A 23701-nucleotide genomic window follows, 5' to 3' on the forward strand; every position below is an offset into this window, starting at 1 on the left:
CGTCTGTATGGCGGGTTTTCTCGTCTTAACCTCCCTCCCCAACACACTGCCCTCTCCCCCTCTAAAAGTTATAACTAACCTCCAACCGGTTCTGGAAGAAGCGGGTGTCTCGTGCCGGGGAGGTTTGTACGCCTACCCATTCGGCCACGCTCAGGCCTTTGAGGGCGCCTGCGAAGTTGTAGATTCCGTAGAGCAGGTATTCCGACTGGTTGAGGCTGGCGGTACCGGCGACGGCGGTCAGGTCCATGAATGAATAGCGGGCGCCCAGGAACAGGTTTTGAACGGCGCCTGTGCTGACGTCCAGTGAGTAGGCATTACCAGCCCCCAGGTCTTGGGTGCTGGTGAAGTAGGGCTGGGCAAAGTAAGGGCCGGATGACATGTTGTGGGCATAGGGCGTTACCAGGCTTCCGTTGTTGTACGCACCCGGGGCCGCTTTGATGTGGTCGTAGCCCAGGGCTACTTTGTAGGCTTTGTAATCGAACCCCGCCTGGAACCCCAAGGTTGTGTTGTCGACTGTGCCTGCCAGTTCACGTCCGTCGCCCGTGCCGCGTATGTATTGAAGACCGGCATTGGGTCGAAAATCGCCTGACACCGCTGAGACGTGGCCTTCGCCGTAGCTCACGTTGGTGTAGTCGTAATAGTGCTGGCGCCATAATTGGCCCGAGTATTTAAGGCCGTTGACTGTCACTGAGCGGCCACCGCCCAGGCTCCACATTCCGGCTGTTTTTTCATCCGTTGAGTACATGCTGTTCCGGGAAAAGCCGTCGTCGGCCCAGCCTTTCCAGCGGTACAAGCGCGCCAGTGAGAGGAAGTCATCGTCGTTGCCATAGTGCACATTAATGCCCTGGAACAGGACGGGCACTACGCGCCAGTCGTAGTCACTGGTCCACGGCAGTTGAACGCGCTGATTACCGGCCGTTATCTTGAACGCGTCATGCTCCCAACTGACGTAGGCCTCGCCGATGTTGGTGACGTTGGTGCCGATATCGGGAATTACGCTGCCCTTGTCGTCAGGCCGGTTGAAGGTTCTTTGGTAGATCAGGCTGCCGCCCAATTTAAAGCCATTCAGCGCGGCGGTTTCGTATTTGACGAAGCCGCCATAGCCAGCTGTGTCTTGATTCAGGTCTTTGACGAAGTAAGCGTTCTTGTCGGTGTAGTAACGCATTCTCAGCGATCCGGACACTGTGCCCTCGGACAGCATGTCCACCACACTTTCAGCTTCAGGGGCGGTGCCAGCCACGTCGGCCATTGCGGTGTTACCCATGACACTGAGCAGCACCAGGCCACTCATACCCAACACTTTATTTACAGCCGAAAAACTGCGAGGCGCCATTATCGTGCTCCTGACTATTAAAATTTTTTAAAGCGCCTGCTCAAGCAAGCATTTGAATCGGCAGTTTTGCGGTGCTTATTAAAAAGATTTACGCGCTACGCTCTTCAGTTGTTTCCAGATGACAGCCACCTGCGCACGCCCACTTTCCAATCGTTGAAAAGTGGCCTGTCAAAGTGCAATTAATCCAGAAGTTACCTTGGCTTTATTATTTAACCGCTGCGACGCTTTCAGCGGGTTTCTGAATTACTGAGGACGCGTGGGCGTCGTCACATCAGCTTTTTTCTTGTAGTTCAAAATAATATTCAGCAACAAGGCGGCAAAGGCTGCGCTGCCCAGGCCATCCAGTTCAAAGCCTCCAAAGTGCAGCGTGAACTGCCCGGTGCCCAAAATGAGCGGGATGGAAGCAATCATCAGGTTGCGGTTGTCACTAAAGTCGACGTTGTTTTCAACCCAGATCTTCGCCCCTGAGACGGCGATGAGGCCGAACACGACAATGGTCATCCCGCCCATGACCGAGGTGGGAATGGTCTGCACGAGCGCACCAAATTTAGGGGACAAGCCCAGCAGTATGGCCATCAGCCCGGCCACGACGAACAAGGCCGTGGAATACACTTTGGTGGCGGCCATCACGCCGATGTTCTGTGCATAAGTGGTGACACCTGTGCCGCCCACACCGGCGCTTATGACGGTGGCGATCCCGTCACCAATAAACGCTCGGCCAAAATGCTTCTCCATCGGGCTGTTGCTGATGGAGCCGATGGCTTTTAAATGACCAACGTTTTCAGCAATCAGAATGATGACGACCGGCGCGATCAGCAGGCAGGCGTTTGACGAAAACGCGGGTGCCGTGAAAGTGGGCAAGCCAAACCAGGCCGCCTGTTGAATAAGGCTGAAGTCGATCGGCGTGCTTAGCCCAAAGAGGTTGGTCAGCACGTAGTAAATGGCTGTGGACGCAATCAAGCTGGTCAACAGCAGCATCCTTTTGATCATGCCTTTGGTGAAGACCGCAATAAGCGCGACACAGGTGAACGTGATCACTTGCATCCAAATATCAAAATGATTGGCCGCCATGGTTTTGATGGGGATCGCTGCCAGGTTCAAACCAATGACCGCGACGACGGTTCCGGTGACAATGGGCGGCGTCAGTTTTTCGATCCATTGATACCCGATCGCCTGTACCGCGAGCCCGGCCAATATGTACAGGATGCCGCAGACAATAATGCCGCCCAGCGCCAGGTCGATATGGGTATTGGGCCCTGAGCCGGTATAGCCGGTGACGGCTGCCGTCACACCGATAAAGGCGAAGCTTGATCCCAGATAGCTGGGAACCTTGCCTTTGGTAATGACAAAAAACACTAACGTCCCGAATCCGCTCATGAGCACGGTCACGTTCGGATCAAAGCCCATGAGCAACGGCGCCAGCACTGTCGCGCCAAACATGGCGAAGACATGCTGCAGCCCCATCAATAACGTTTGAGACCAGGGGAGTCGCTCATTCGGAGCGACCACTTCACCGCCATCCAGCTTTACCGTCCACTTGAAGAGGTTTCTCATTGCATTGCATCTCATATCGGGTGGGGGCAGGTGTGCAAAAGTTATAGACGGGCCGCTGTAGCCGCAGGCCTCGTGATAGAGGGCGCATGCAGGTGGCATGCGCATGGGGGCGTCTTTAGCCCATCACACTCACATGGGCCGATACCACCCGCCAGCCTTGGTCTGTGCGTAACCACGTCTGGCTCTGACGGCCTATGGACGTAGACCCGGTGCGTTGAAACTCGATGTTGGTGGTCGCCATGTCATGACCGTAAGTCGTGACTTCTGTTCTAAGCACTTTACGGGCCAGACCTGTAGACGGCCGATTCGCCCGGAATGCCTTGATCGCCTCGTAGCCATAGAGGTTTTCAGTGGCGCCATACCTCAATGTGAAAGGCGAATTAAAAAACAGTTCGTCGAGCACACTGACGTCATTACTGACGAGGGCGGCTTCATAGGCTTCAAACGCAATCATGACGTCTGCATGGACGTGCGGAAGGTTGATGTCCAGACCTGAAATATTCATTTCACAGTTGTCCTGCGTAATGGGCTTTAACGGTGGCATACCCGCTGTCTTCAAGGACGGCGGCGGCCCTGAGTGCAAGATCCTCACGCCAGGGTGCGGCGATAATCTGTACGCCCAGAGGCAGCCCCCCGGTGTTGTCCGGCCACATAGGCGCCGCGACCACCGGGCAGCCCGCGAAAGAAATCGGCTGGGTCAACAAGCCCAATGCAGGCCGGCACGGATGGCGCAGACCATTGATATCAATCCACTCGGTACCGATCTGGGGCGCGGGCACGGGGGTCGCGGGTGCGATCAATACATCCCAATTGGCAAACAGCTTATTGACCTGGTCGCGGTACATTCTTCTGAAACGCTGGGCCTGGACGTACCACGTAGCCGGTTGCATCAGACCGGACAAAAAGCGATCGACCGAGACAGGCTCGAAGTCCTGAGGACGAGTCTTCAAGTTGTGCGCATGCAGGTTACTGCCCTCGCTGGCCGTGATGATGAAAGCAGCGGCTCGCGCTTGGGCAGGGCTCGGCCAGTGGACTTCATCCGTCGCCCCCAGCAGTTTGGCAGCCAACTGGGCCGCCGCACGCGCAGGCGGGCTGGCATAGGTGTCAAAGTAATCGGTGAGAATACCGACCCGTAACCCGGCGACGCCTTGCTGCAGGCTTGGCAGGCAGGGCTGGACGCGTAATGCGTGGCAGGCCGGATCGTGTGGGTCCGGGCTTTGCAAAGCGTCATACGTGTACGCGAGGGATAACACGTCACTCGCAAACGGCCCAAGGTGGTCAATGCTGTGGACAAAGGGGTAGGAGCCTCTGCGAGAGAGCCGTCCAAAGGTTGGCTTGAGCCCCCACACCCCGCACAGGGATGACGGCACCCGAATCGACCCGTTGGTATCTGAGCCCAATGCAACCGGTACCTGGTCCGCAGCCACAGCGGCGCCGCTCCCCCCTGATGAGCCGCCCGCCGAGCGCGCGGTGTCGTGGGGGTTGCGTGCAGGCCCGTAGTGCGAGTTTTCAGTGGTAAACCCGTAGGCGTACTCGTCCATGTTGAGGGCCCCCAACAGGACGCCGCCAGCAGCTTTCATGCGCTCTACAAGAAACGCATCAGCGGCTGCCGGGGCATTGTCACGATTGATTTTGGAGCCTGCGAGCGTGACCACGCCTTCTATATCGAACAGATTTTTTACCGCATAAGGCACGCCAGCCAGGGGCGGCAATGGCTCCCCGGCTTTACGCAGCGCGTCAATGCTCTTGGCCTCAGCCAAAGCCCGGTCTCGCGTGACCTCAGTGAACGCATTGAACGACGCGTTTGTGCTCTGGATATGATCCAGTTTGTCTTGCACCACTTCCAAGGCACTCAACTCGCCTTTTACGATGGCGTCACGGATGTTCATGGCGGTGACAGTCATGACGGATTGGCCTCAGATGGAAAGGGGCAAGGCTGGTAGAGTTCGGCAGGTTCATCCCATGGGGTCATGGGCACAGCGCCCAACAACCCGGCCAACTGCTTCGTCCTGGCAAAGTGCTCGGCCACGCGCTCAAGCTGCTCCTCGCTGAGGTTGAGGTCCAACAGGACGGACATGGCCGTGACGTAGTTTTTTTCAGGGCTCATTCGCCACCTCCCGCACCCGACGACACATAAGGGCGCCAGCCGCCGTATGAGCTGATGTCCAGCGCCCCCTCCAGCGCGAATGGCTCACACACAAACCCCTGCACCGACCTGCCATCCTCGAGCGTGATCGTCCCTATCCCTAAGGGGCCAGGAATCATCGCAACAAACGATCCATAGTCCGAAATGGGCATCTGCCACACTTCTACTTCGATAGAGCTGCCCTTCCCGGGGGCCACCCGGATCATTCCAGGCTTGCGAGGCGAGGTATTGGCAAGCGCGTAGAGCTGGTAATCGGCGGCTGTGCGGGTGGTGGACACGAGCGTCGCATTGCGTTCTGTAAGCTGGTAATTGAGCGGCATACCACTGAGGTGCGCGCCCACCACCGCGACCAGCACCGACGACTGGGCTGACGATTTCAGAATGCGATCCAGCGCAGGAAGAGGCTGCCTGGTGGCACCTTGAGTCAAGCCGGTCGCATGGTGAAAACACTGCGCCAGTTCAGCCAATTGCAGGTCGCTACCGCTTGGCGCGATGAACGTGACACCAAAAGGCTGACCATCAGAACGAAAACTACTGGGCACTGAGATGGCCGCGTAGTCCAGCAAATTCACGAAGTTGGTGTAGGTGCCCAGGTTTCGATTGAGGACTACCGGATTGTCTTGCATCTCGCGCAGGGTGTAGCTCGTGGGGGCCGTAGGCACCAGCAATACATCGATGTCACGCCACATCACGGCCGCTATCTGGCCCAGGCGTCGCAGCTCGGTTTGTGCTTCGAGCAAATCCGCAGCGCTGTATTGCTTGCCTTGAGCAATGATGCTTCGAACGGGTTCGATCACCGCGTGCGATGAGCTGTCAAAAAAGTCTCGAATGGCCTCATATCGCTCAGCCACAAGTGCACTTTCGTAAAGCAAAGCGGCAGCTTGTTTAAGCGGTGCATAACTGATGATCCGTTTTTTACCGCCCAACGCTTCAAGCTGATCAATACTTTGCTTGAAAGCCTCCTCGCTAAGGGTGTCACCAAAGAACTCAAGCTCATCAGGCACGCCAAAGACAAAGCGGTTGCCAAAGGGTTCGGTGTTCAAGTGAAGGTCTTTTGAATAGGGGTCGAGCGGGTCATGACCCGCGGCCACTAACAGGACCTGAACAGCCGTCGATACCGTGCGGGCGAAGATCGATACGCAATCCGCGCTGCGGGCAGCAGGCACCACCCCCCGATTGCTGAGAAGCCCCTTTGAAGGCTTCAACCCCACGATGTTGTTCAACCCTGCGGGCACTCGGCCAGAGCCGGCGGTGTCTGTGCCCAGAGCAAAATCGACCTGTCCGGTTGCCACCACATACGCCGACCCTGCACTCGATCCCCCACAAATCATGTCTGGGTTGATGGCATTGGGAACAGCGCCGTATGGGGATCGGGTGCCATTGAGGCCGCACGCGAACTGATCCAGATTGGTTTTGCCTTCCAGTGATGCACCGGCGCCGAGAATTCGCTCGACCACACCGGCATGGGTATCGGCCATATAAGCAAACGCCGGGCACCCTGCGGTGGTGGGTACGCCTGCAACATCAATGTTGTCTTTAACCGCAAAGGTAAGGCCGCTCAGGGGGCCGGTGATTTTGTCGTGTGGCTGCTGGCTCAGGCGGTACAGCCACTCAACGGCGGCGCCGGTTGAATCAGGGTTCGAACGGTTCAGAGTCATGATGGTGTCCGGCTTGTTTTCTGGAGTGCCCTCAGCACATTCTCTGGCTCAGGGCAGGTGCAAGAACCCGCAGTAAGCGTTTTAGCTGACCGTCATGGGCGTTTGAGGCGCGCGATCGCCGCCACCGGGCCACCGCCATCCGGCCCCTGATGCTCGGCGCCACCCGAAACGAAGAGCCGGGTGTCACCCACCATGGCAGCCAGAACGCCACCCACCAGCGCTCTGGCATGGCGGGTCGCCGGGATATCACTGTCATCCAGCATGGTGTGTCGAGCCCCTCTGATGGTGCCGGTCTGAGACGGCTCGGCCTTGGCCAGCACCGCAATCAAGCGGTCACGGTCATCCGCTGAGAGTTGCTTGCTTGACTCGAAGCCAAGGTCGCCAAGGACCCCTTGCACCGCATCCAGATCAATCGCGTCCTTCATGACGCGGTGTCCGATGACCAGATCACCGCCCCACGCCCTGGAGTTACCTAACACCAGAATTTCATGGTGCATGAGCTCCACCCCTGCCGAAGTGCTGGCGCGGCTGGAATACAGGCCGAAGTCCTGGCAGATGCCCGGGCCAAGCTCGCCCGGTGTTTTGCCGTCCAGTTCATCAAGGGCGACACCAACCCCCAGCGCTGAAGCGGCGCGAGAATAGGACATCGACTTGTAGGTATCGGTAGTCGAGGTGCTGGCGCCTCTGGCGTTTGCTTCGGCGATGCGCTGGCGGGTCAGCAGCGGGCATTTGACCTGCACGTAATGCACGTCATCGGCGCTGTCGATGCTCGCCATTTTCATCGCGGCCCTGACGGCATCCGCCACCAATTGAATTTGCACTGAAGTACCGATTTCTTCTGGCATCAGAGCCCGGGTGACGGCTTGGGCCATGGCCAACCGAGGTTCTGCCTGCTCAGGCGCGTCATCCGGGAGTTTTTCAAAGACGATCCAATGGGGAGAAAGGCAACCCTCGGTGCCACCCGACATGACCACCACCGCCCGCTCCTCAGCCGGGGCATCGTGCGCAGCCCCATGACGCTCAAGGCACTGGATAACCGACTCGGTCGCGTAGCCACGCGTGAAGTCATTGACGCAGCCATTCCCTTCGGTTTTACCCAACACCCCAATAACCCGCTTGGCATCCAGCAGGCCCATGGCTACGGCCTGGTCGACAGCGGACAAATCGCTCGGCGACTGGGCTTCAAATCTTTGAACTCTGGCTTTCCAACGCATTTGATCGCACCCCAAACAGATAGTGATCAAAGTGTAGGAATCGATGGAGTGAGCCGGGAAGCGGTGTTTTTCTCTCGCTGTGAGCTAAAAAAAGCAGCACTCAAACTGCCGGTCAAATGCAGCGAACGCCAGAAGGCCTGTGCGTTACGAGTACGCTCGCCGCGTCTGTGGCTTACTGCTACCATCGCAGAGCTCGCAGCCGTATCCCAAGCGGCGAGTCTTTACCTGTATCCAGCAGGACTCAGCCATGCGTTTCAGGCATTCAGGTGGTCCCACGTCATGAAGCACGTAAAGCTCCTGAGCTACTTTGTCGATGTCGCTCACCATCGTTCCATCAGAGAAGCTGCCAACTTTCTTCACCTGACTTCGTCGGCATTAAACCGGCACATTCTCGATCTTGAAGAAGAGTTGAGCGCCCCGCTGTTCGAGCGCCACGCACGGGGTGTGCGTTTAAGCGCTGCGGGTGAGACCTACCTTGCCTACGCCAAAAAAGCCTTGTGCGACGCAGAGGATGCTCATTCAAGCATTAGAGAGCTTGAAGGGCTCAAGCGCGGTCACATCAAAATCGCTGCAGTGGCGGCGATTGCAGATGTTCATTTGATTGACCTGATTGCAACGTTCCAGACCCAGTATCCGAAGGTCAGCTTTGCTGTGAAGGTCGCCGGCGCAGATAAAGTGGTCGATGCCGTCGTAGAGAATGACTGCGATCTGGGATTGGCTTTCAACCCCTCGCAGAATGCTGATTTTCATGAACTTGCCCAGGCCCCCTACTCCATCCACGCGCTGGTGAAACGCGATCACGTCCTGGCGAGCGCTGAGTCCATTTCGATTTCATCAACAGCAGACTATCCATTGGCGCTGGCCGACACCTCCTGGGGTGGCAGACGTCTGTTGGATGAATACCTGAAACGCAATGGCACCCGCATTTACCCACAAATGGAGTCGAATTCTTTTCAGGTTCTAACGGACTTTGTCAGGCGTACCGGGGGGATTTGTTTCCAGGTCAGGAAAGAGGGAGGTGAACGCCTTGTAGACGACGACCTTGTCGCCCTCCCTGTATCGGAATTGAGAAGGTACCAGCGCAGGATGATACTGGGCGTGCTTCGAGGCCGCGTGCTGCCCGTTGCAGCTGCGCGATTTAGCGAATTGCTCAAAAAGTCGCTATTCAGTGAACTGAACGACAACTCACCAGGGGTATAAGTCAGGCCCCGTGGGCCACTCCTGCCTCGGGAACGTGACGCGAAACAATCCTCGGGTATGTGTGTGCATTCTTTAGGCTGGGAATGTAGTGATTTGTGAGCAACCCGAAGCGAGACCATTGCAGCCGATTCCGCTGGCTACGTCGCATGAATGGGCATGATCCGTATGCTTATCTCAAAGATGTGCTGACGCGACTGCCGACGCAGCGGGCGAGCGAGATTGACCAACTGCTGCCGCATCAGTGGGTATCTGCCGGGATCATGCAAGGTGACTTTGGCAGACGCTTACGATGCGGGTCCCCAGCGCCACCTCAAAGCGACTACCGTTTCATGCTGCGCTCGTAAGCGGCCAGGACAGTTCGCTCGGATTGCACCAGGTAGGCATCCAGCATGGTCGTAGCGTCGCCTGCTCGGCCCTCTTCAACGCATGTCAGTATCGATGCGTTCATATCGAGGAACGGCAAGTGCAGAAATTGGGGGTCGTTGAGTACGCCGAAGGCGAGCCGCAACTCAGCCGAGATCTGCCCATAAAACACCTGCAGGCGCGGGCTATCCGCCAGTTCGACAATTGATTTGTGAAACATCATGTTGGCAGTGCCGACCGCTACCCAGTCTTTCGATTCCCGCGCTCGCTCGCCTAATTCGACCGCCTCACGCATGTGCAGGGTGCCTGGGTGCTGAGGGTAGGCTTGGGCGATGGCCTTGCACTCGATGAAGCGGCGCACTCGGTAGATGTCGATGATCGAGGCCATGTCAGGTTCTGCAACCGTAACGCCGCGGTTGGGTTCGTGTTTGAGCAGGCCCTCGCGCGTCAGAACCCGGAATGCCTCTCTCAATGTATTGCGCGAAATGTCGAGGCTCTCTGCCAATACGGCTTCTGAAAGACGTTGGCCGGGCACGAGCTCACCCTCGACCAGCATTCTGCGTATTTCTTGAGTGATGGTTTCTCCCAGGGTTCGGGGAAGGGTGGGAGAGGCGTCGTTCATAAGAGGTCCAGGATGAGGAAAACCGCAGGGTTATTCCATCAGAGCTTAATGCACGGCACAAGGATGAAGCGTGCACCGTGCTTCATTAAGTAGCACTGCAAGCGTTTAAGGTAACAATTTTGTGCTTTTGCATCAGCCATCAATTATGGATTGTTCAACAAGAAACCCTTTATCAACCTACATAACAGGGGTGATCTTTGAGTCTTGGCATGTTCATTGCTCAGTCGAGGTATCTCTCACCGTAGGAATGATGCCGTGACAACGACAACAAAAGAGTTCACAAAGGCGCGGCGGGCGTCTTTAGTCGCCGCCATCTTCATGATGGCCACGTCTGCTATCGGGCCAGGCTTCCTGACCCAGACAGCTACATTCACGGCAACATTGGGTGCTGCGTTTGCCTTCGGCATTCTGGCGTCAATCCTGATTGATTTCGTCGTTCAACTGAACGTCTGGCGCATCGTGTCGCTGACTAAAATGCGCGCGGCCGATCTGGCCAATGCGGCTATTCCGGGCAGTGGCTACTTGCTGACCGTGTTGGTGCTGTGCGGTGGCCTGGTGTTCATGCTGGGTAACATTGCCGGTGCAGGTCTGGGCCTGAATGCGCTGACCGGCCTTGATCCTAAATGGGGCGGTGTTTTGAGTGCGCTGCTCGCCATTGCGATCTTCTCGTCTCATCGCGCAGGCGTGGCGATGGACCGGATAATGATGGGGCTGGGCATCCTGAAAATATGCCTGATCGTGTTCGCATGCTTCGCGACCCATCCTCCGCTGGGCGAAGCCCTGCGTCAGTCGGTATGGCCTGACTTCATCGACTTTGCCTCCATCACCACCATCGTCGGCGGCACGGTAGGCGGTTACATCACCTATGCAGGCGCTCATCGTCTGCTTGATCGCGGCACCGTAGGCGTAGAAAACATTCAGGCCGTATCCCGTGCGGCACTGACCGGTATCTTGGTCACTGGCATCGCTCGTTACGTATTGTTTCTGGCTATTCTGGGTGTGGTGGCAAGCGGAGTGGTTATCGACGTGTCTGGCAAGGGTGCAAACCCTGCTGGTCAGGCATTCCAGGCAGCAGCAGGCGACATCGGCATGATGATGTTCGGTCTGGTGCTGTGGGCGGCGGGTATCAGCAGTGTCATCGGCGCGTCTTATACATCGATGTCCTTTATCACGGTGTTCTCCAAGAAGATCACTGAGCGCGTTCGTAACCTCGCCACCGTGGTTTTCATCGTCATCTGCATGACGGTGTATATGGTGCTGGGCAAGCCACCGGCCGCGTTGCTGGTGTTTGCGGGCGGTTTCAATGGTTTGATCCTGCCGCTGGGCCTGAGCATCTTCATGTACGTGGGCTGGGCTCGGTCTGACCTGATGGATGGCTACCACTATCCACGTTGGTTGCTGGTGCTGGGCATTCTGACCTGTCTGCTGTCGTGGTACATGGCGTACAAGTCGGCCGGTGCCATCTTTTCGTTCATTGGCGCAGCCTGATTACAGGAGGTAGTTTCAAATGCATTCGATTGATCTTAATAGCGACCTGGGAGAGAGCTTCGGCGCCTGGCGTATGGGCGACGATGCAGCGATGCTCGACATCGTGACCAGCGCCAATGTCGCCTGTGGTTTTCACGCTGGCGACCCGGCGGGCATCCTGCAGACACTCAAAGCCGCTGCCGAAAAGAACGTCACGATTGGCGCTCACGTGTCCTACCCGGACAAGGTTGGCTTTGGCCGCCGCAACATGGACGTGGCCAGCGACGAACTGACCGCCGACGTGATTTATCAGATCGGTGCGCTGCAGGCCCTGGCCAAGGCTGCTGGCACCTCGGTGCGCTACGTCAAGCCCCACGGAGCCTTGTACAACACTATCGCTCACGACCGCAGACAGGCGATGGCGGTGATTGAGGCGATCCGCGCCATTGATCCTGCGCTGGTGCTCGTCGCTCTGGCGGGCTCCCCCCTGATTGAGCTGGCCCGTAGCGAAGGTTTGCAGTGCGTCGCCGAAGCCTTCGCTGATCGGGCGTATACGCCAGAGGGAACGCTGGTTTCGCGGCGCGAGCCCGGGGCCGTTCTTCACGATCCCGTGCTCGTGGCCCAGCGCATGTTGCGTCTGGTTCAGTCAGGCTTCATCGAAGCCATCGACGGTAGCCTCGTCAGGATAGAGGCCGACTCAATTTGTGTGCATGGCGACAGCCCCGCCGCCGTAGAGATGGCCCGCGAGTTGCGCCGCGTTCTGGAACACGCCAATACCTCTTTGCAACCCTTTGTCGGAGAACGCCGATGAATGCCTTTGATCGGGCCCGTCAGACCGCCATCGCCGCAGCCCGCGAGGCGCGAGGCACTTACCGCAACGGTCTGGTTACCTCCACGGCAGGTGTTGCTCCGGGCATGACCCAAGCCAACCTCATCGCCTTGCCCCGCGACTGGGCCTACGACTTTCTGCTCTACGCGCAGCGCAATCCCAAAGCCTGCCCGGTTTTAGATGTCAGCGACGTCGGCAGCCCGACCACCTTCCTGGCTGAAGGCGCGGACCTGCGAACCGACATCCCGAAGTACCGCATCTGGCGCGACGGCGCATTGGCGCAAGAAGTCAGCGACGCAACCCAAGCCTGGGCTGAACACGACGACATGGTCGCGTTTCTGATCGGCTGCAGCTTTACCTTTGAAACCCCGCTGCAAGAAGCGGGCATCGAGGTGCGACACATCACCGATGGCTGCAATGTGCCGATGTACCGCACCAACCGCGCCTGCCGTCCTGCCGGGCGGTTACAGGGCGAAATGGTGGTTTCCATGCGTCCGATTCCGGCTGATCGCGTGGCCGAGGCCAGCAGTATCTCCGGGCGCTACCCCTCAGTGCACGGCGCGCCAGTCCATATCGGCGAGCCTGGGCGACTGGGCATCAACGATCTGAGTCGACCCGATTTCGGCGATGCCGTCAGCATCAAGCCTGGCGAAGTTCCGGTGTTCTGGGCCTGCGGTGTCACCCCTCAGGCCGCAGTCATGGCCTCTGGCGTACCCTTCGCAATCACCCATTCGCCGGGCTATATGTTTATCACCGACGTGCCTGACAGCACTTACCACGTCTAGGAGTTCCCTGTGCGCTTTCTACCGGTCAACCTGGACGTCCTGCTCGTCGAATTGAAAGATCTGGACGAAACCCTGGCCTTGTTCGACGCCCTGACGGCGGAGCCAATTGCGGGTGTGGAGGAGATCGTTCCTGCCGCACGCACGCTAATGATCCAGTTCCGCCCCAGCACCCTCGAGCGTCAGACGCTGGTCAACCGCATCGCTGGCCAAGACCTCAGCCAGCGCCGCGAGGTCGAACATCGCCGGGTAGAAATCCCGGTGCATTACAACGGCGAAGACCTCGACGAAGTCGCAACTCTGCTGAACATCAACCGCGCAGAGGTCATCCAGCGTCACACCGCTCATGACTACAGCGTGGCGTTCTGCGGTTTCGCACCGGGCTTCGCGTACCTGACGGGCGGCGCCGGGTTCCAGGTGCCTCGTCGGCAAACGCCGCGCACTCGCATCCCTGCCGGTGCCGTGGCGTTGGCGGGCGACTTCAGCGGCGTCTATCCCAAAGCCAGCCCGGGTGGATGGCAGATCATCGGCGTCACGCCGTTGCAGATGTGGGACCTGAACCGCGCCGAGCCTGCCCTGCTGCGCCCTGGCTATAAAGTACGCTTCACCGATGCCGGCCCATTGCCTGCCAGTGGCCTGCCGCTGCCTTCGACGCCAGCACGCACCGACGCCACTACAGGGACGTTTCTGGAGATCATTAGCCCAGGCCTGCATAGCGTATTGCAGGACATGGGCCGCCCCGGCCAAACCGGCCAGGGCGTGTCCCGCTCCGGCGCACTGGACCTTGGTGCTCTGCGCTCGGCCAACCGTGCCGTCGGCAACCCTTCGGACATGGCCTGCGTGGAATCGGTACTGGGAGGCCTGAGCTTCATTTGCCATGGCCGTGCTTTGATCGCCATTACCGGCGCACACACCCCGGTCACCATCACCAACGCCAGCGGCCTGCAATGGCAAGCCAGCAACTATCAGCCTATCGAGCTGGAAGCGGGCGACCGCGTGAGCCTGGGCTCACCCAAGGCCGGGTTGCGCAGTTATCTGGCAATCCGTGGGGGTTTCGATGTCACGCCGGTGCTCGGCAGCCTGTCCACCGATACCCTGGCGCAGCTCGGGCCTGAAGCTCTGGCAGTGGGCGACCGACTGGGCTTTACCGCACCGGTCACCGGCACCAGCGTATCCCTGACCGAAGCCCCTGCCTTTGAACTGCCGATCACCGACAACATTGTCACCCTCGATGTGGTGATGGGGCCGCGAACCGACTGGTTTACCCAAGACGCCATCCAGCGTCTGAGCAGCCAGTTGTGGCGCGTCACCTCGCAATCAAACCGGGTCGGTATCCGTCTGTCTGGTGATACACCCCTGGAGCGCTTCAATCATCAGGAGTTGCCCAGCGAAGGCACTTCTGTAGGCGCAATCCAGGTTCCCGCCAGCGGCCAACCGGTGCTGTTCCTGGCCGACCACCCACTGACGGGGGGTTATCCGGTGATTGCCTCGGTTGCCACTCACCATCTGGATTTGGCAGGACAGATACCGGTCAATGCACAGATTCGCTTCAACCCGCTGGATCCGTTTGAAGAAATGCATCTCAGCCCCGAAGCCTCTTTTTCAACTGCCGATGCGAAGAACCCTTCATGAAAAAATTATTGATCGCCAACCGTGGTGAAATCGCCGTCCGCATCGCTCGCGCTTGCCGCGACTACGGTGTGCAGTCGGTGGCCGTCTATGCCGACGCAGATATTGACGCGCTGCACGTGCGCCAGGCCGACGAAGCTTATTCTCTGGATGGCCAACGCCCTGCCGAGACCTACCTGGACATCGAAAAGCTACTGGCTGTCGCCAAACGCAGCGCAGCTGACGCCGTGCACCCAGGTTATGGTTTTCTGTCTGAGCGGGCCGACTTCGCCCGCGCGGTGATCAACGCCGGGCTGATCTGGGTGGGCCCCAACCCCGAGACCATTGATGTGTTGGGCGATAAGGTTGAGGCGCGCAAGCTCGCTCAGCAGGTCGGTGCTCCCCTGGTGGCCGGTACGCCTGGGCCGGTCGAAAACGCCGCCCAAGTGTTGGCCTTTGCCGAGCAGCACGGCCTGCCGATTGCTATCAAGGCGGCCTTCGGGGGCGGCGGACGCGGCATGAAAGTAGCCTGGCGCCTGGACGAGGTCGCCGAGTTGTTTGCCTCGGCGGTGCGCGAAGCAGAAGCAGCGTTTGGCCGTGGCGAATGTTTCGTTGAGCAATTCCTCGACCGCCCTCGGCACATTGAAGCGCAAATAATGGCCGACAAACACGGCAAGGTGGTGGTGGTCGGCACACGTGATTGCTCGCTGCAACGACGCAACCAAAAGCTGGTGGAAGAAGCGCCCGCGCCGTTTATCAGCGACGCACAGCGCCAGCGTATCCATCAATCGGCCCAAGATATTTGCGCCAAGGCCGGCTACGTCGGCGCCGGCACCGTGGAGTTCCTGCTCAGCCAGGACGGCACCCTGTCGTTCCTCGAGGTCAACACACGCTTGCAGGTCGAGCACCCGGTGACCGAAGAAACTACTGGCGTCGACCTCGTGATTGAGCAACTTCGTATTGCCGACGGCTTGCCGTTGTCGTTCAGTGAAACGCCAACCCCGCGCGGCCACAGTTTTGAATTTCGCATCAACGCCGAAGACGCAGGCAAAGGCTTTTTGCCCACCCCCGGGCAGATCACAGAATTCCTGCCGCCCTCTGGCCCCGGCGTACGACTGGACAGCGGCGTGGTCAGTGGTTCCAGCGTGCCGAGCACCTTCGATTCGATGATGGCCAAGCTGATTGTCACCGGTGCAACTCGTGAGCAAGCGATAGCCCGCGCCCGTCGCGCCCTGGCGGAATTCAATATCGAAGGCATCGCCTCAGTGCTGCCGTTTCACCGGGCCGTGATGGACCATGCCGACTTCACCAGCGCTGAGCGATTCGACGTGCACACTCGCTGGATCGAGACCGACTTCGCCGAACAGATCACCATCGCCCCCCGCAACGCCCAGTCGGGGACCCCAGAAGTACTGCGCACCTTCGTCGAAATTGACGGCAAGCGCCACGAACTGGGCCTGCCTGCAGCCTTGTTGCGCGGTATGAGCCTGAACGCAGTTGGCCCTGCCAGCGAAAGCGCAAGCCCAAGCGAGACAGTTGATCCGCAGGCGATACTGACGCCGGTAGCAGGCAACCTGCATACCTGGGTCGTCGAGGACGGTGAGACGGTGAGTGCCGGCCAAGTTATCGCCGTATTAGAAGCGATGAAGATGGAAACTTCGGTTCTGGCGCCCTGTGCTGGCGAGGTTCAAGTTACCCAACAACCGGGGACTTACTTTGAAGCCGGCTCGCTGATCGGCCGTATCAAAACAGCTCATTGATTTAAACGCGTCTTGTAGGAGCGAGCTTGCTCGCTCCTACAGGGTCTGCTTGCGCTTAAGGACTGATCAGGCCAGCGAATTACCAAGGGCCACGGTCTGAAAAACTTGCACGTTGGCTCGCACTTTTTCTGGGGGGTTTGGGTTTGTGACTGCACATGGGGAAACTCGAACATGAGCGAAATTCCCCGTATGGCCCTTGGCGAAGGACGAAGACGCCAATTTTGCAGATCGGGCAACGATCCTCCTGAATCGGCTCGCCCCGGACATTCGTCACGTTGACAGCGCCTTCCTTCACCATTTCATCGAGAAACGGCGAGTTTTTACCCATGACAGTGAACATCGCCACTGAACGACGCGCACGGGTAAGCGCTACGTAAAATAATCGCCGCTCTTCGCTGTATGGATAGGTGTCACCCGCTGGCATGACAAGCTCCAGCAAAGCGTCATCGCTCTTGAGACTAGGAAAGCCCCGGTACACGAGGCCCGGTAAGACGACATAGTCTGCTTCATCACCTTTCGAGGTGTGGATGGTCTTGAACCTCACGTCGATCAGGTTGCCAAAGTGGTATTGCCAGTTCTCTGGAATGTATTGCCGGTCGTTCCTGTAGCGACCCAGGATGAAGACCGTTACTTTGCCATTCTTTCCTAAAGGCACCGAACCTAGCGCCAAGCGAGTCTGTAATTCGGCTAGGTAATGATCGATAGCCCCTTGGATTTCGTTCCTGTTTGGCACTTGAAACGCCTGAATCGGCACATCCAGGGCAGAACTTGCCGAGGTCACCCGTTTCTGTAGCTGGGACGGATTTTTAGAGACAAACCGGCTCGACACATCACAGATAGCTTGTGGGCATCGGAATGTTGTTTCCAGTCGATAGACCTGGCCGTGCCCAAACCATTCTCGAAAGCCGGTCATGACCGAGAGGTCTGCACCGGCAAAGCGGTTGATCGACTGCCAGTCGTCCCCCACGGCAAAAAAATGTCGACCGGGTTCGGCCACCAACGCCCGGCAAAGACGCGCACGCGCTCTCGATGCGTCCTGATACTCGTCCGCCATGACCAGGCTGTAGGGCGAAGGATGACCTCGCTCTAAAACCTCGGCAGCCATGTTGATCATGTCCTCAAAGTCGATTCCTTTCTCCAACGACAGAGCCATGTTCCAGCCATCAAGTGCCGTAGTTGCCAACTTTAGAAACGCCTCGAATCTGTACCTGAAGACACCGGTCGGCAGCTTTTCGAGCCGCTCATGAAGCGAATCGGCGGTAAGGCTATTGCTCTTGAAATGAGTGATGAACATGCGGATCAGTTTGACAAGGTCAGCATGCTCCATCGGCACCATCCCCTTAGCAGGGATAGGGCGGTCTGGATTGGGATCAAGTACCAGCCCTCGAGCCGTCAGCTCATTGGACAGGTGCCTGAATATCTCACCGCTGTGCAACTGATGTGAGGTCGTCTCGATGAGCGCCGTAGCCATTCTTTGATGGGTCTCACGCTTCCATTTGACCCCTTCAACGTAGCCCTTGAAATGCTCAGGTGCCTGACCCGATGCATCTAGAGCGAAGTGCTCGTGGTAGAGATTGATTTCAGGGTAGAAGAAGTCTGGAAAATATTGACGGTGCGTGACGGTGGCAGTGTCATGCTCGTAAGCACGTTCATATTGATACTCGACACCGTTGTAGAAAAGCCAGTTAGCGATGACTCGCTCCTCCTGACTCGCCACATGGTCACCGTTGAGCGAGACAAGGCGACCTTGTCCTTCCTTATCCCACGCCTCGAACAATTGATCATCACCGGCTGCCGGGATATCTCGCCCAAGTACCAGTCGGAACAGATCCCACTCCATTCTGAACGCTTCAGATTGATCCTTGAGGTCATCGACAATGGTCATGAGTTTCTGGAAACCTAAGGCATTATCCACCGCCCAGTCAGGAACATGCGGCTTGCGCCCGGTTGCCTCAGCAATAATCGATAGGCCAAGGGAGTGAAAAGTTTTGGCCTCAATCTGTATGTCTTCGATACCAACACGCTTTAGAGACAGCGCGACTCGCGCCTGAAGCTCTTCAGCGGCCGATTTGTTGAATGCCAGCATCACGATAGAGCTAGGAACCACCAATTTGCGGTGCAGGGCATAAACAGCCTTGGCCACCATAGTTGATGTTTTTCCTGAACCTGCAGAAGCAATGACTTGCACTCGGTTATCGAAACAGATCACCGCACGTGATTGTTCATCAGTGAGCGGCTGGCTTTCCACTGCTGCCAATAGCGCCTTGCACGCTTCAAGCTCGCGCTGCATGTGATCGTCATTTCGCTGGGCCCACGCCTTAGGCCAGTCGCACATCCAGCGCTGTAGATTCCGCTCAACGGTCGTGTCTGCCTCTGGCAAGGAAGACTGGATTTCTGGGGTCTGGAACAGCGTGTTTAACGCGTGGTTGTCAAGGTTCAGAATCGGTTTGGCGGCTAGCAGCGCTTGCTGCATCTCATGGGTCAGCCACACGCATTTCGAATCGGCCGTTTGCACAGACTCTGCGACAGTGTTTAGCCAGGTTCGAATAGCTGAGTAGCACGCTTGAAAGCGCTGCCGGCGAGTCAATGTGAGGAGCCGGCCTATTTGCTCACGGAGTTGAGGCTCCTTCGCGTTAGGCAATCCATCCACGCGGAATGTGCGGCCTTCATGGAGCGTGATGTCCGTCCACAGCACCCCACGGTTGATATCTACAGTAGGAAGATTCTCGGGGTGAACCTCGACGGCCTGATCGCCAACCCTCAAAAAAAGCCGCTCGTCCTCGACGTGCAGACGCCATGGCTCAGTTTTTGTCAGCAACCGCCCCCAAGCAGATGCTCGCCATTCCGTTGTCATGCTGATTCCACAAGCGCATAAAAATCGCAGTCTACCTTAAGGCTTCCTACATTCCTGCGCGAATCTGCCTACAGCTTTATTGACTCAAATAAATTTTACTCCTTCAGCCCGCGGCGGTATCGATGACCCACGCCGCCCATTCTTTTAATCACCTGAAACGCCCTGTAACCGAGCCAATTTGACCAAGGCCGAAATAGGACTGCACCCTCAACGGATCCGGGCCCTAAAAAAAAACCGCCATTCAGGCGGGTCCATTTCTTCTCAGGTATCCATTCAAACCCCGGCACAGGATGCACGAAAACAGGTAACTCCCTGTCAGCCTAAGCTCCCTGCAAGACCTTCAAAGCTGCTGATGCCAGAAACCCAGAACGGCTTTTTTCTTCCGGGTGATGCTTTACGTACTCGTCAATACGGTTCAGCAAGTAGCCAGGCAGGGTTATGTTCAGTTTCTCTGCCTTTCCCAGATACTTGGTGATATCGATTTCGACGACTGCCCAGATGCACCCTTGGTACTCAGGATTTGCTACGTGTGCATTCACTTTGGAGGCAACAGGGATTTTGACGTTGTCTTCGGCCAAAATCTCCAGATGCCCCTCGATGGCTTCTCGGACCATGGCCATTGCATCATCGAGGTCATCCCCCGCAGAGAAGCAGCCCGGTATATCAGGCACTTCTACCCCCCAAGCATGCTGCTCATCACCAGGGCTAATTGCGATTGGATATAACATTCTTTCAGCACTCCGAAGGATGTAGGGTTGCGCCCACCGAGCCAAACTAATCAACACTATAACCACCGACCCGACGAACCGTGCTTTAGTTTTTACTTCTCCGAAAACACCTTAAACGCCACCGCCTTGTCCCTGAAACAAACATCGTGTTAACTGTGCCATCACCCGCGCCTACAGGCGCAAACACCCTATTCCTGCTGCTCCCTGCCGACTTTTTGCCTTTTGATCAGGTATGAACGCGATGACGAATGCTGCGCCCTCGATAAAGCTCAGTACGCTTCGGCAAATTGCTCCTTATCTGGGGATGCGCGGGGTGTCGCCGTTGGAGTTTTTTCGGCGTTATGGGATTTCTCCGCAGGTGTTTCAGAACCCTGAGGCGTGGATTCCACGGGCGGCGTGTTTTCATATTGCCAATGAGATGGCGGCGGTCGCTCAGGACCCGTTTGCCGGGGCGTCGGTGGGGCATTTGATTGAGGTGCGTTCTCTCGGCGTGTGGGGCGAATGGGTGCTGGGCTCGACCAATCTGGCTCAGGCGTGCGCGCTGGCGGCGGTGCACACGGATTTGCTGCATCAAGGCAGTGACGTGAAGATCATCACCGAAGGCCGGATGACGAAGCTGGTTCATCACTTCAACGGGCACCACGGTGCCGACCCCAAGCAGGTGATTTTGGGCACGCTGGCGCTGTTGAGAAAGATCCCGCTGATGTCCGGCGAGCCCGGCGCCATTCGTGTGCATCTGAAAAACCCGCGAGAGCGCGGCGATGAGGCGCTTGAGGAGTATCTGGGGCCGAATCTGGTGATGAATGCTGAGCACAACATGATCGAGTTTGATCGTGACTTGCTCGAAACACCTTTGCAGCCTGTTCGGGACAGTGCCTGGAAAACCACCCTGGCCTTGAAGTCGACCTCCGACGCCGCGGACGCGCTCGTGCAGCAGATCGCGGATCAGGAGTTGTCCAAACTTGTGACTGTTTCACGAAAGATCGGGCTGTCTGCCCGAACGCTCCAACGGCGCCTGGAACATTGCGGTATCGACTTCGATGCATTGCGTGACGAGACTCGTCGCAGTGAAGCCATGCAATTGATTGCCAGCGCCAGATACAGCGCCACCGAAATTGCCTACATGGTCGGCTACAGCGACCCCGCGCACTTTACCCGCGCCTTTAAACGCTGGACGGGCAGCCCGCCGTCGCACTATCGCAGCCTCTTGAAACAAGACCGTTAATACCCCCGCCTAACCCCTCTCCATTGCGCGCGGCCCCTTAACGGGGCGGCCTTCGCGTGCGCGCTCGCATTGCTTTTGGCACCAAATGGCAAGTTTGCGCCAGGGCGTTCTTATACAGTCAAAAAACTAACGCCAATCAATAAACCCAGAGGTTTAAATGCCCCCTTTACATGCGATCTGCATCCTTGCCATGGCGCTGGCAGTAGTTGGAAGTGCGAACGCTCAATCCTCCCCTGAGGCGGCGATACCGGTGGGTGTGGATAACTTTGTCCGTGCCGAGTCCGACCTTTACTTGGGCAAGATGGTGGCAACGGGCAGTTTGGGCCGCTTTGTTCATAGCCGCGAAGCCGTGCCCATCGACGCCCAGAATGTGGTGCGAATGAACCGGGACACGCTCTATTCGTCAGCGGTGTTCGATCTCGACGCAGGCCCCGTCACCATTACCTTGCCTGAGGCCGATGGGCGTTTCATGTCGATGGCGGTGATCAATGAAGATCACTACGTGCCCCTCGTCACTTACGGCGCCGGCCGCCAGACATTGACCAAAGAGTCCGTCGGCACCCGCTATGTGTTTGTGGCGGTGCGCACCTTCTTCGATCCCGCAGATCGCAAAGACCTCGAGAAGGTCCATGCACTGCAGGATGCAATGACAGTCAGCCAGGCCAAGGTTGGTGAGTTTGTGGTGCCTAAGTGGGACCCGGCCAGCCAGGCCAAAGTGCGTGCGGCGTTGGAGGTGTTGGGCTCGACGATCCCTGACTACAACCAGTCCTTTGGCCCCAAGGGCGCGGTCAACCCGATCCATCACTTGATCGGCACTGCCACGGGCTGGGGCGGCAACCCGGCCAAGGACGCCATCTACCTGGGCGGCGTGATGCCGCAGAACGATGGGCACGCCGTTTACCGCCTGAAAGTAGGCGAAGTCCCGGTCAAAGGTTTTTGGTCGGTCAGTGTTTATAACGCCGACGGTTACTTCCAGAAGAACCCCCAAGACGCTTATTCGTTGAACAACCTCACCGCCAAGAAAAATGAGGATGGCTCGATTGTCATTCAGTTCGGCGGTTGCGACGCAACGATCGCCAATTGCCTGCCTACCACTCCCGGCTGGAACTACACGGTCAGGCTTTATCAGCCGAGCGAACAACTACTCAATGGCCAATGGAGCTTCCCGAAGCCAGAGCTTGTCGCCCGCTAATCAATAACACCCGACGTCTATAACCCGGCATACACGCTCATACGTTTGGTTTTACAACCAAGGAAACAAGCAATGACAACCATCGGCGGTTCAAACTTTCTGAAGCATCCCGTGGCCCTCATGACAGGTGCGACGCTCGCATTGGCGATGGCGCTGCCGGCACACGCAGACAACGCAAATGAGCCATCCGTGACGGTGGGTGGCGGCCTTGGTGTCGGCCCGCTGTACGAAGGTTCGTCACACTACGCGGCCTTCCCGTCGCTGAAATTGAAGGCTGTGTTGCCGACCCAAGAGTGGGGCACGTTCAGCGCGGCGTTCCCGGAGGGCCTGCGTTGGGACTTGCCGGGCTTGTCGCCTTTTGGCTTTGCGCTGCTGATCGGCTATGACCAGGGCCGCAAAGAACGAATCCACACCCTGGACGGCCGCGATGACTATCTGCGGGGCATGGGCAACCTGGACAGCACTGCGCTGGTAGGGGCTGAAGCGTACTGGACGCTGCCGGCCGGTCGCCTGTTTGTGCGCGGCCTGCGCTCGAGCGACAACCGCAATTACGGCGGCGAGCGCCTGGGCAAAACCGCCTACCTTGAAGCCGGTTTTGCCACGGCTTACGCGCTGTCGTCGACATTGACCCTGGACTCGACGCTGTACGGCACCTGGAGCAATGAGAACGACATGATGGCGCGCTTCGGCGTCACGGCCCAGCAAGCGGCCCGCACCCAGTTCGAGGAATATCACCCAGGCGGCGGGATGCGTGACGTGACCTTGAAGCTGGGCCTTACCTGGCAATGGCAGCCACAAATCGCCCTTGAAGGCGGGGTCAAAACCTACGCCTTGGTCTCCGATGCCCGCAACAGCCCGCTCACGGGTGAAAAGGTCGGCGCTGGCGCTTATCTGAACGCGCTGTACTCGTTTTGATTAACCGCTCACACCACTGCCATCCGCCACAGAACAAACAAGGGAACACGCGATGAAACAACGACATAAGCAGTTGGGGCTGACCGTGTCCCTGACTGGCCTGCTGTGGTCGGGGCTGGTGCTGGCCGAAGAGGCGGCCACCAAGATCACGGACCCTCATTTCAAGCTCGCTCCGGGCTACCTCAACCCGGCCGACCTGCCGCTGCGCCTGGCATTGCTCGGCGCGCCGCCCAAGCCCGACTCTGCGGCGC

The 23701-nt window shown here is 57.9% G+C and carries 19 protein-coding genes and 2 pseudogenes; 11 read left to right on the plus strand and 10 right to left on the minus strand.

Going from position 1 to position 23701, the window contains the following annotated elements; all coding sequences use genetic code 11:
• Positions 1 to 61 precede the first annotated feature (61 nt).
• From GHO41_RS06110 to GHO41_RS06140, 7 genes are all read right to left on the minus strand, one after another.
• Positions 62 to 1333 carry an OprD family outer membrane porin gene (locus tag GHO41_RS06110; protein WP_023102364.1) on the minus strand — a complete coding sequence of 424 codons (1272 nt, stop codon included), beginning with the start codon at positions 1331 to 1333 and terminating at the stop codon, positions 62 to 64.
• A gap of 243 nt (positions 1334 to 1576) precedes the next feature.
• Positions 1577 to 2887, minus strand: coding sequence for a solute carrier family 23 protein (locus GHO41_RS06115; protein ID WP_023102365.1), 1311 nt, complete (start codon positions 2885 to 2887; stop codon positions 1577 to 1579).
• 115 nt (positions 2888 to 3002) lie between these two features.
• Positions 3003 to 3392: an oxalurate catabolism protein HpxZ gene (hpxZ, locus tag GHO41_RS06120; RefSeq protein WP_023102366.1), complete on the minus strand. Its 390-nt coding sequence runs from the start codon at positions 3390 to 3392 to the stop codon at positions 3003 to 3005.
• Position 3393: 1 nt separating this feature from the next.
• The gene (locus GHO41_RS06125) at positions 3394 to 4791 is read right to left on the minus strand and encodes an AtzE family amidohydrolase (protein ID WP_153433175.1); all 1398 of its coding nucleotides are present in this window, start codon (positions 4789 to 4791) and stop codon (positions 3394 to 3396) included.
• A complete protein-coding gene (locus GHO41_RS06130; RefSeq protein WP_023102368.1) occupies positions 4788 to 4994 on the minus strand; it encodes a DUF4089 domain-containing protein in 207 nt (68 codons plus the stop codon). The genes GHO41_RS06125 and GHO41_RS06130 overlap by 4 nt, the downstream gene beginning before the upstream one ends.
• Positions 4991 to 6691, minus strand: coding sequence for an allophanate hydrolase (gene atzF / locus GHO41_RS06135; protein ID WP_153433176.1), 1701 nt, complete (start codon positions 6689 to 6691; stop codon positions 4991 to 4993). Before atzF ends, GHO41_RS06130 begins: the two co-directional genes overlap by 4 nt.
• A 92-nt stretch (positions 6692 to 6783) precedes the next feature.
• Positions 6784 to 7905 (minus strand): ring-opening amidohydrolase, encoded by a 1122-nt coding sequence (locus tag GHO41_RS06140; RefSeq protein WP_153433177.1) that lies wholly within the window; start codon positions 7903 to 7905, stop codon positions 6784 to 6786.
• Between the two features lie 48 nt (positions 7906 to 7953).
• On the opposite strand from GHO41_RS06140, the gene GHO41_RS06145 reads away from it, so the two are divergent.
• Both GHO41_RS06145 and GHO41_RS06150 read left to right on the plus strand, forming a co-directional pair.
• Complete coding sequence (locus GHO41_RS06145) at positions 7954 to 9105, plus strand: LysR family transcriptional regulator (protein WP_153433178.1); 1152 nt, start codon at positions 7954 to 7956, stop codon at positions 9103 to 9105.
• Between the two features lie 143 nt (positions 9106 to 9248).
• A pseudogene (locus GHO41_RS06150) lies at positions 9249 to 9353 on the plus strand (transposase domain-containing protein); the annotation flags it as partial.
• A gap of 71 nt (positions 9354 to 9424) precedes the next feature.
• On the opposite strand, the gene GHO41_RS06155 reads toward GHO41_RS06150, so the two are convergent.
• Positions 9425 to 10090, minus strand: a complete 666-nt coding sequence (locus tag GHO41_RS06155; RefSeq protein WP_153433179.1) for a GntR family transcriptional regulator — start codon at positions 10088 to 10090, stop codon at positions 9425 to 9427.
• A gap of 255 nt (positions 10091 to 10345) precedes the next feature.
• Here GHO41_RS06155 and GHO41_RS06160 point away from each other — a divergent pair, with 255 nt between their 5' ends.
• Genes GHO41_RS06160 through GHO41_RS06180 form a run of 5 tightly spaced genes read left to right on the plus strand, consistent with a single transcriptional unit; the run spans position 10346 to position 16536 of the window.
• The gene (locus GHO41_RS06160) at positions 10346 to 11578 is read left to right on the plus strand and encodes an NRAMP family divalent metal transporter (protein WP_262124980.1); all 1233 of its coding nucleotides are present in this window, start codon (positions 10346 to 10348) and stop codon (positions 11576 to 11578) included.
• Positions 11579 to 11597: 19 nt separating this feature from the next.
• Positions 11598 to 12368, plus strand: a complete 771-nt coding sequence (locus GHO41_RS06165; RefSeq protein ID WP_153433180.1) for a LamB/YcsF family protein — start codon at positions 11598 to 11600, stop codon at positions 12366 to 12368.
• Positions 12365 to 13171, plus strand: coding sequence for a putative hydro-lyase (locus GHO41_RS06170; protein ID WP_153433181.1), 807 nt, complete (start codon positions 12365 to 12367; stop codon positions 13169 to 13171). The genes GHO41_RS06165 and GHO41_RS06170 overlap by 4 nt, the downstream gene beginning before the upstream one ends.
• Before the next feature lie 9 nt (positions 13172 to 13180).
• Complete coding sequence (locus GHO41_RS06175) at positions 13181 to 14800, plus strand: 5-oxoprolinase/urea amidolyase family protein (protein WP_371928854.1); 1620 nt, start codon at positions 13181 to 13183, stop codon at positions 14798 to 14800.
• On the plus strand, positions 14797 to 16536 hold the full coding sequence (locus tag GHO41_RS06180) for a biotin carboxylase N-terminal domain-containing protein (RefSeq protein ID WP_153433182.1): 1740 nt from the start codon (positions 14797 to 14799) through the stop codon (positions 16534 to 16536). Before GHO41_RS06175 ends, GHO41_RS06180 begins: the two co-directional genes overlap by 4 nt.
• Positions 16537 to 16615: 79 nt before the next feature.
• Here the strand turns inward: GHO41_RS06180 and GHO41_RS06185 are convergent, their stop codons facing one another.
• Both GHO41_RS06185 and GHO41_RS06190 read right to left on the minus strand, forming a co-directional pair.
• Positions 16616 to 19390 (minus strand): UvrD-helicase domain-containing protein, encoded by a 2775-nt coding sequence (locus GHO41_RS06185; protein ID WP_153392925.1) that lies wholly within the window; start codon positions 19388 to 19390, stop codon positions 16616 to 16618.
• Between the two features lie 320 nt (positions 19391 to 19710).
• A complete protein-coding gene (locus GHO41_RS06190; RefSeq protein ID WP_153392922.1) occupies positions 19711 to 20118 on the minus strand; it encodes a type II toxin-antitoxin system HicB family antitoxin in 408 nt (135 codons plus the stop codon).
• Between the two features lie 241 nt (positions 20119 to 20359).
• On the opposite strand from GHO41_RS06190, the gene GHO41_RS06195 reads away from it, so the two are divergent.
• The 4 genes and pseudogenes from GHO41_RS06195 to GHO41_RS06210 form a co-directional block, all read left to right on the plus strand.
• Positions 20360 to 21343, plus strand: a complete 984-nt coding sequence (locus GHO41_RS06195; RefSeq protein WP_048366844.1) for an AraC family transcriptional regulator — start codon at positions 20360 to 20362, stop codon at positions 21341 to 21343.
• Between the two features lie 157 nt (positions 21344 to 21500).
• Entirely contained in the window at positions 21501 to 22535 is a 1035-nt protein-coding gene (locus GHO41_RS06200; protein WP_153326000.1) for a DUF1254 domain-containing protein, read from the plus strand.
• A 72-nt stretch (positions 22536 to 22607) separates the two neighbouring features.
• A complete protein-coding gene (locus GHO41_RS06205; RefSeq protein ID WP_048388887.1) occupies positions 22608 to 23450 on the plus strand; it encodes a MipA/OmpV family protein in 843 nt (280 codons plus the stop codon).
• 52 nt (positions 23451 to 23502) lie between these two features.
• Positions 23503 to 23701 (plus strand): annotated as a pseudogene (locus GHO41_RS06210) (acid phosphatase); the annotation flags it as partial.

This window comes from Pseudomonas sp. FSL R10-0399 (assembly GCF_009600165.1).
Classification (GTDB): Bacteria; Pseudomonadota; Gammaproteobacteria; order Pseudomonadales; family Pseudomonadaceae; genus Aquipseudomonas; species Aquipseudomonas helleri.

What these genes read in the sequence shown, in the direction of transcription:
- GHO41_RS06110 (WP_023102364.1), bottom strand. Translation starts at nt 1,333, where the DNA reads ATGGCGCCTCGCAGTTTTTCGGCTGTAAATAAAGTGTTGGGTATGAGT.
- GHO41_RS06115 (WP_023102365.1), bottom strand. Translation starts at nt 2,887, where the DNA reads ATGAGAAACCTCTTCAAGTGGACGGTAAAGCTGGATGGCGGTGAAGTG.
- hpxZ (WP_023102366.1), bottom strand. Translation starts at nt 3,392, where the DNA reads ATGAATATTTCAGGTCTGGACATCAACCTTCCGCACGTCCATGCAGAC.
- GHO41_RS06125 (WP_153433175.1), bottom strand. Translation starts at nt 4,791, where the DNA reads ATGACTGTCACCGCCATGAACATCCGTGACGCCATCGTAAAAGGCGAG.
- GHO41_RS06130 (WP_023102368.1), bottom strand. Translation starts at nt 4,994, where the DNA reads ATGAGCCCTGAAAAAAACTACGTCACGGCCATGTCCGTCCTGTTGGAC.
- atzF (WP_153433176.1), bottom strand. Translation starts at nt 6,691, where the DNA reads ATGACTCTGAACCGTTCGAACCCTGATTCAACCGGCGCCGCCGTTGAG.
- GHO41_RS06140 (WP_153433177.1), bottom strand. Translation starts at nt 7,905, where the DNA reads ATGCGTTGGAAAGCCAGAGTTCAAAGATTTGAAGCCCAGTCGCCGAGC.
- GHO41_RS06155 (WP_153433179.1), bottom strand. Translation starts at nt 10,090, where the DNA reads ATGAACGACGCCTCTCCCACCCTTCCCCGAACCCTGGGAGAAACCATC.
- GHO41_RS06165 (WP_153433180.1), top strand. Translation starts at nt 11,598, where the DNA reads ATGCATTCGATTGATCTTAATAGCGACCTGGGAGAGAGCTTCGGCGCC.
- GHO41_RS06170 (WP_153433181.1), top strand. Translation starts at nt 12,365, where the DNA reads ATGAATGCCTTTGATCGGGCCCGTCAGACCGCCATCGCCGCAGCCCGC.
- GHO41_RS06180 (WP_153433182.1), top strand. Translation starts at nt 14,797, where the DNA reads ATGAAAAAATTATTGATCGCCAACCGTGGTGAAATCGCCGTCCGCATC.
- GHO41_RS06185 (WP_153392925.1), bottom strand. Translation starts at nt 19,390, where the DNA reads ATGACAACGGAATGGCGAGCATCTGCTTGGGGGCGGTTGCTGACAAAA.
- GHO41_RS06190 (WP_153392922.1), bottom strand. Translation starts at nt 20,118, where the DNA reads ATGTTATATCCAATCGCAATTAGCCCTGGTGATGAGCAGCATGCTTGG.
- GHO41_RS06195 (WP_048366844.1), top strand. Translation starts at nt 20,360, where the DNA reads ATGACGAATGCTGCGCCCTCGATAAAGCTCAGTACGCTTCGGCAAATT.
- GHO41_RS06200 (WP_153326000.1), top strand. Translation starts at nt 21,501, where the DNA reads ATGCCCCCTTTACATGCGATCTGCATCCTTGCCATGGCGCTGGCAGTA.
- GHO41_RS06205 (WP_048388887.1), top strand. Translation starts at nt 22,608, where the DNA reads ATGACAACCATCGGCGGTTCAAACTTTCTGAAGCATCCCGTGGCCCTC.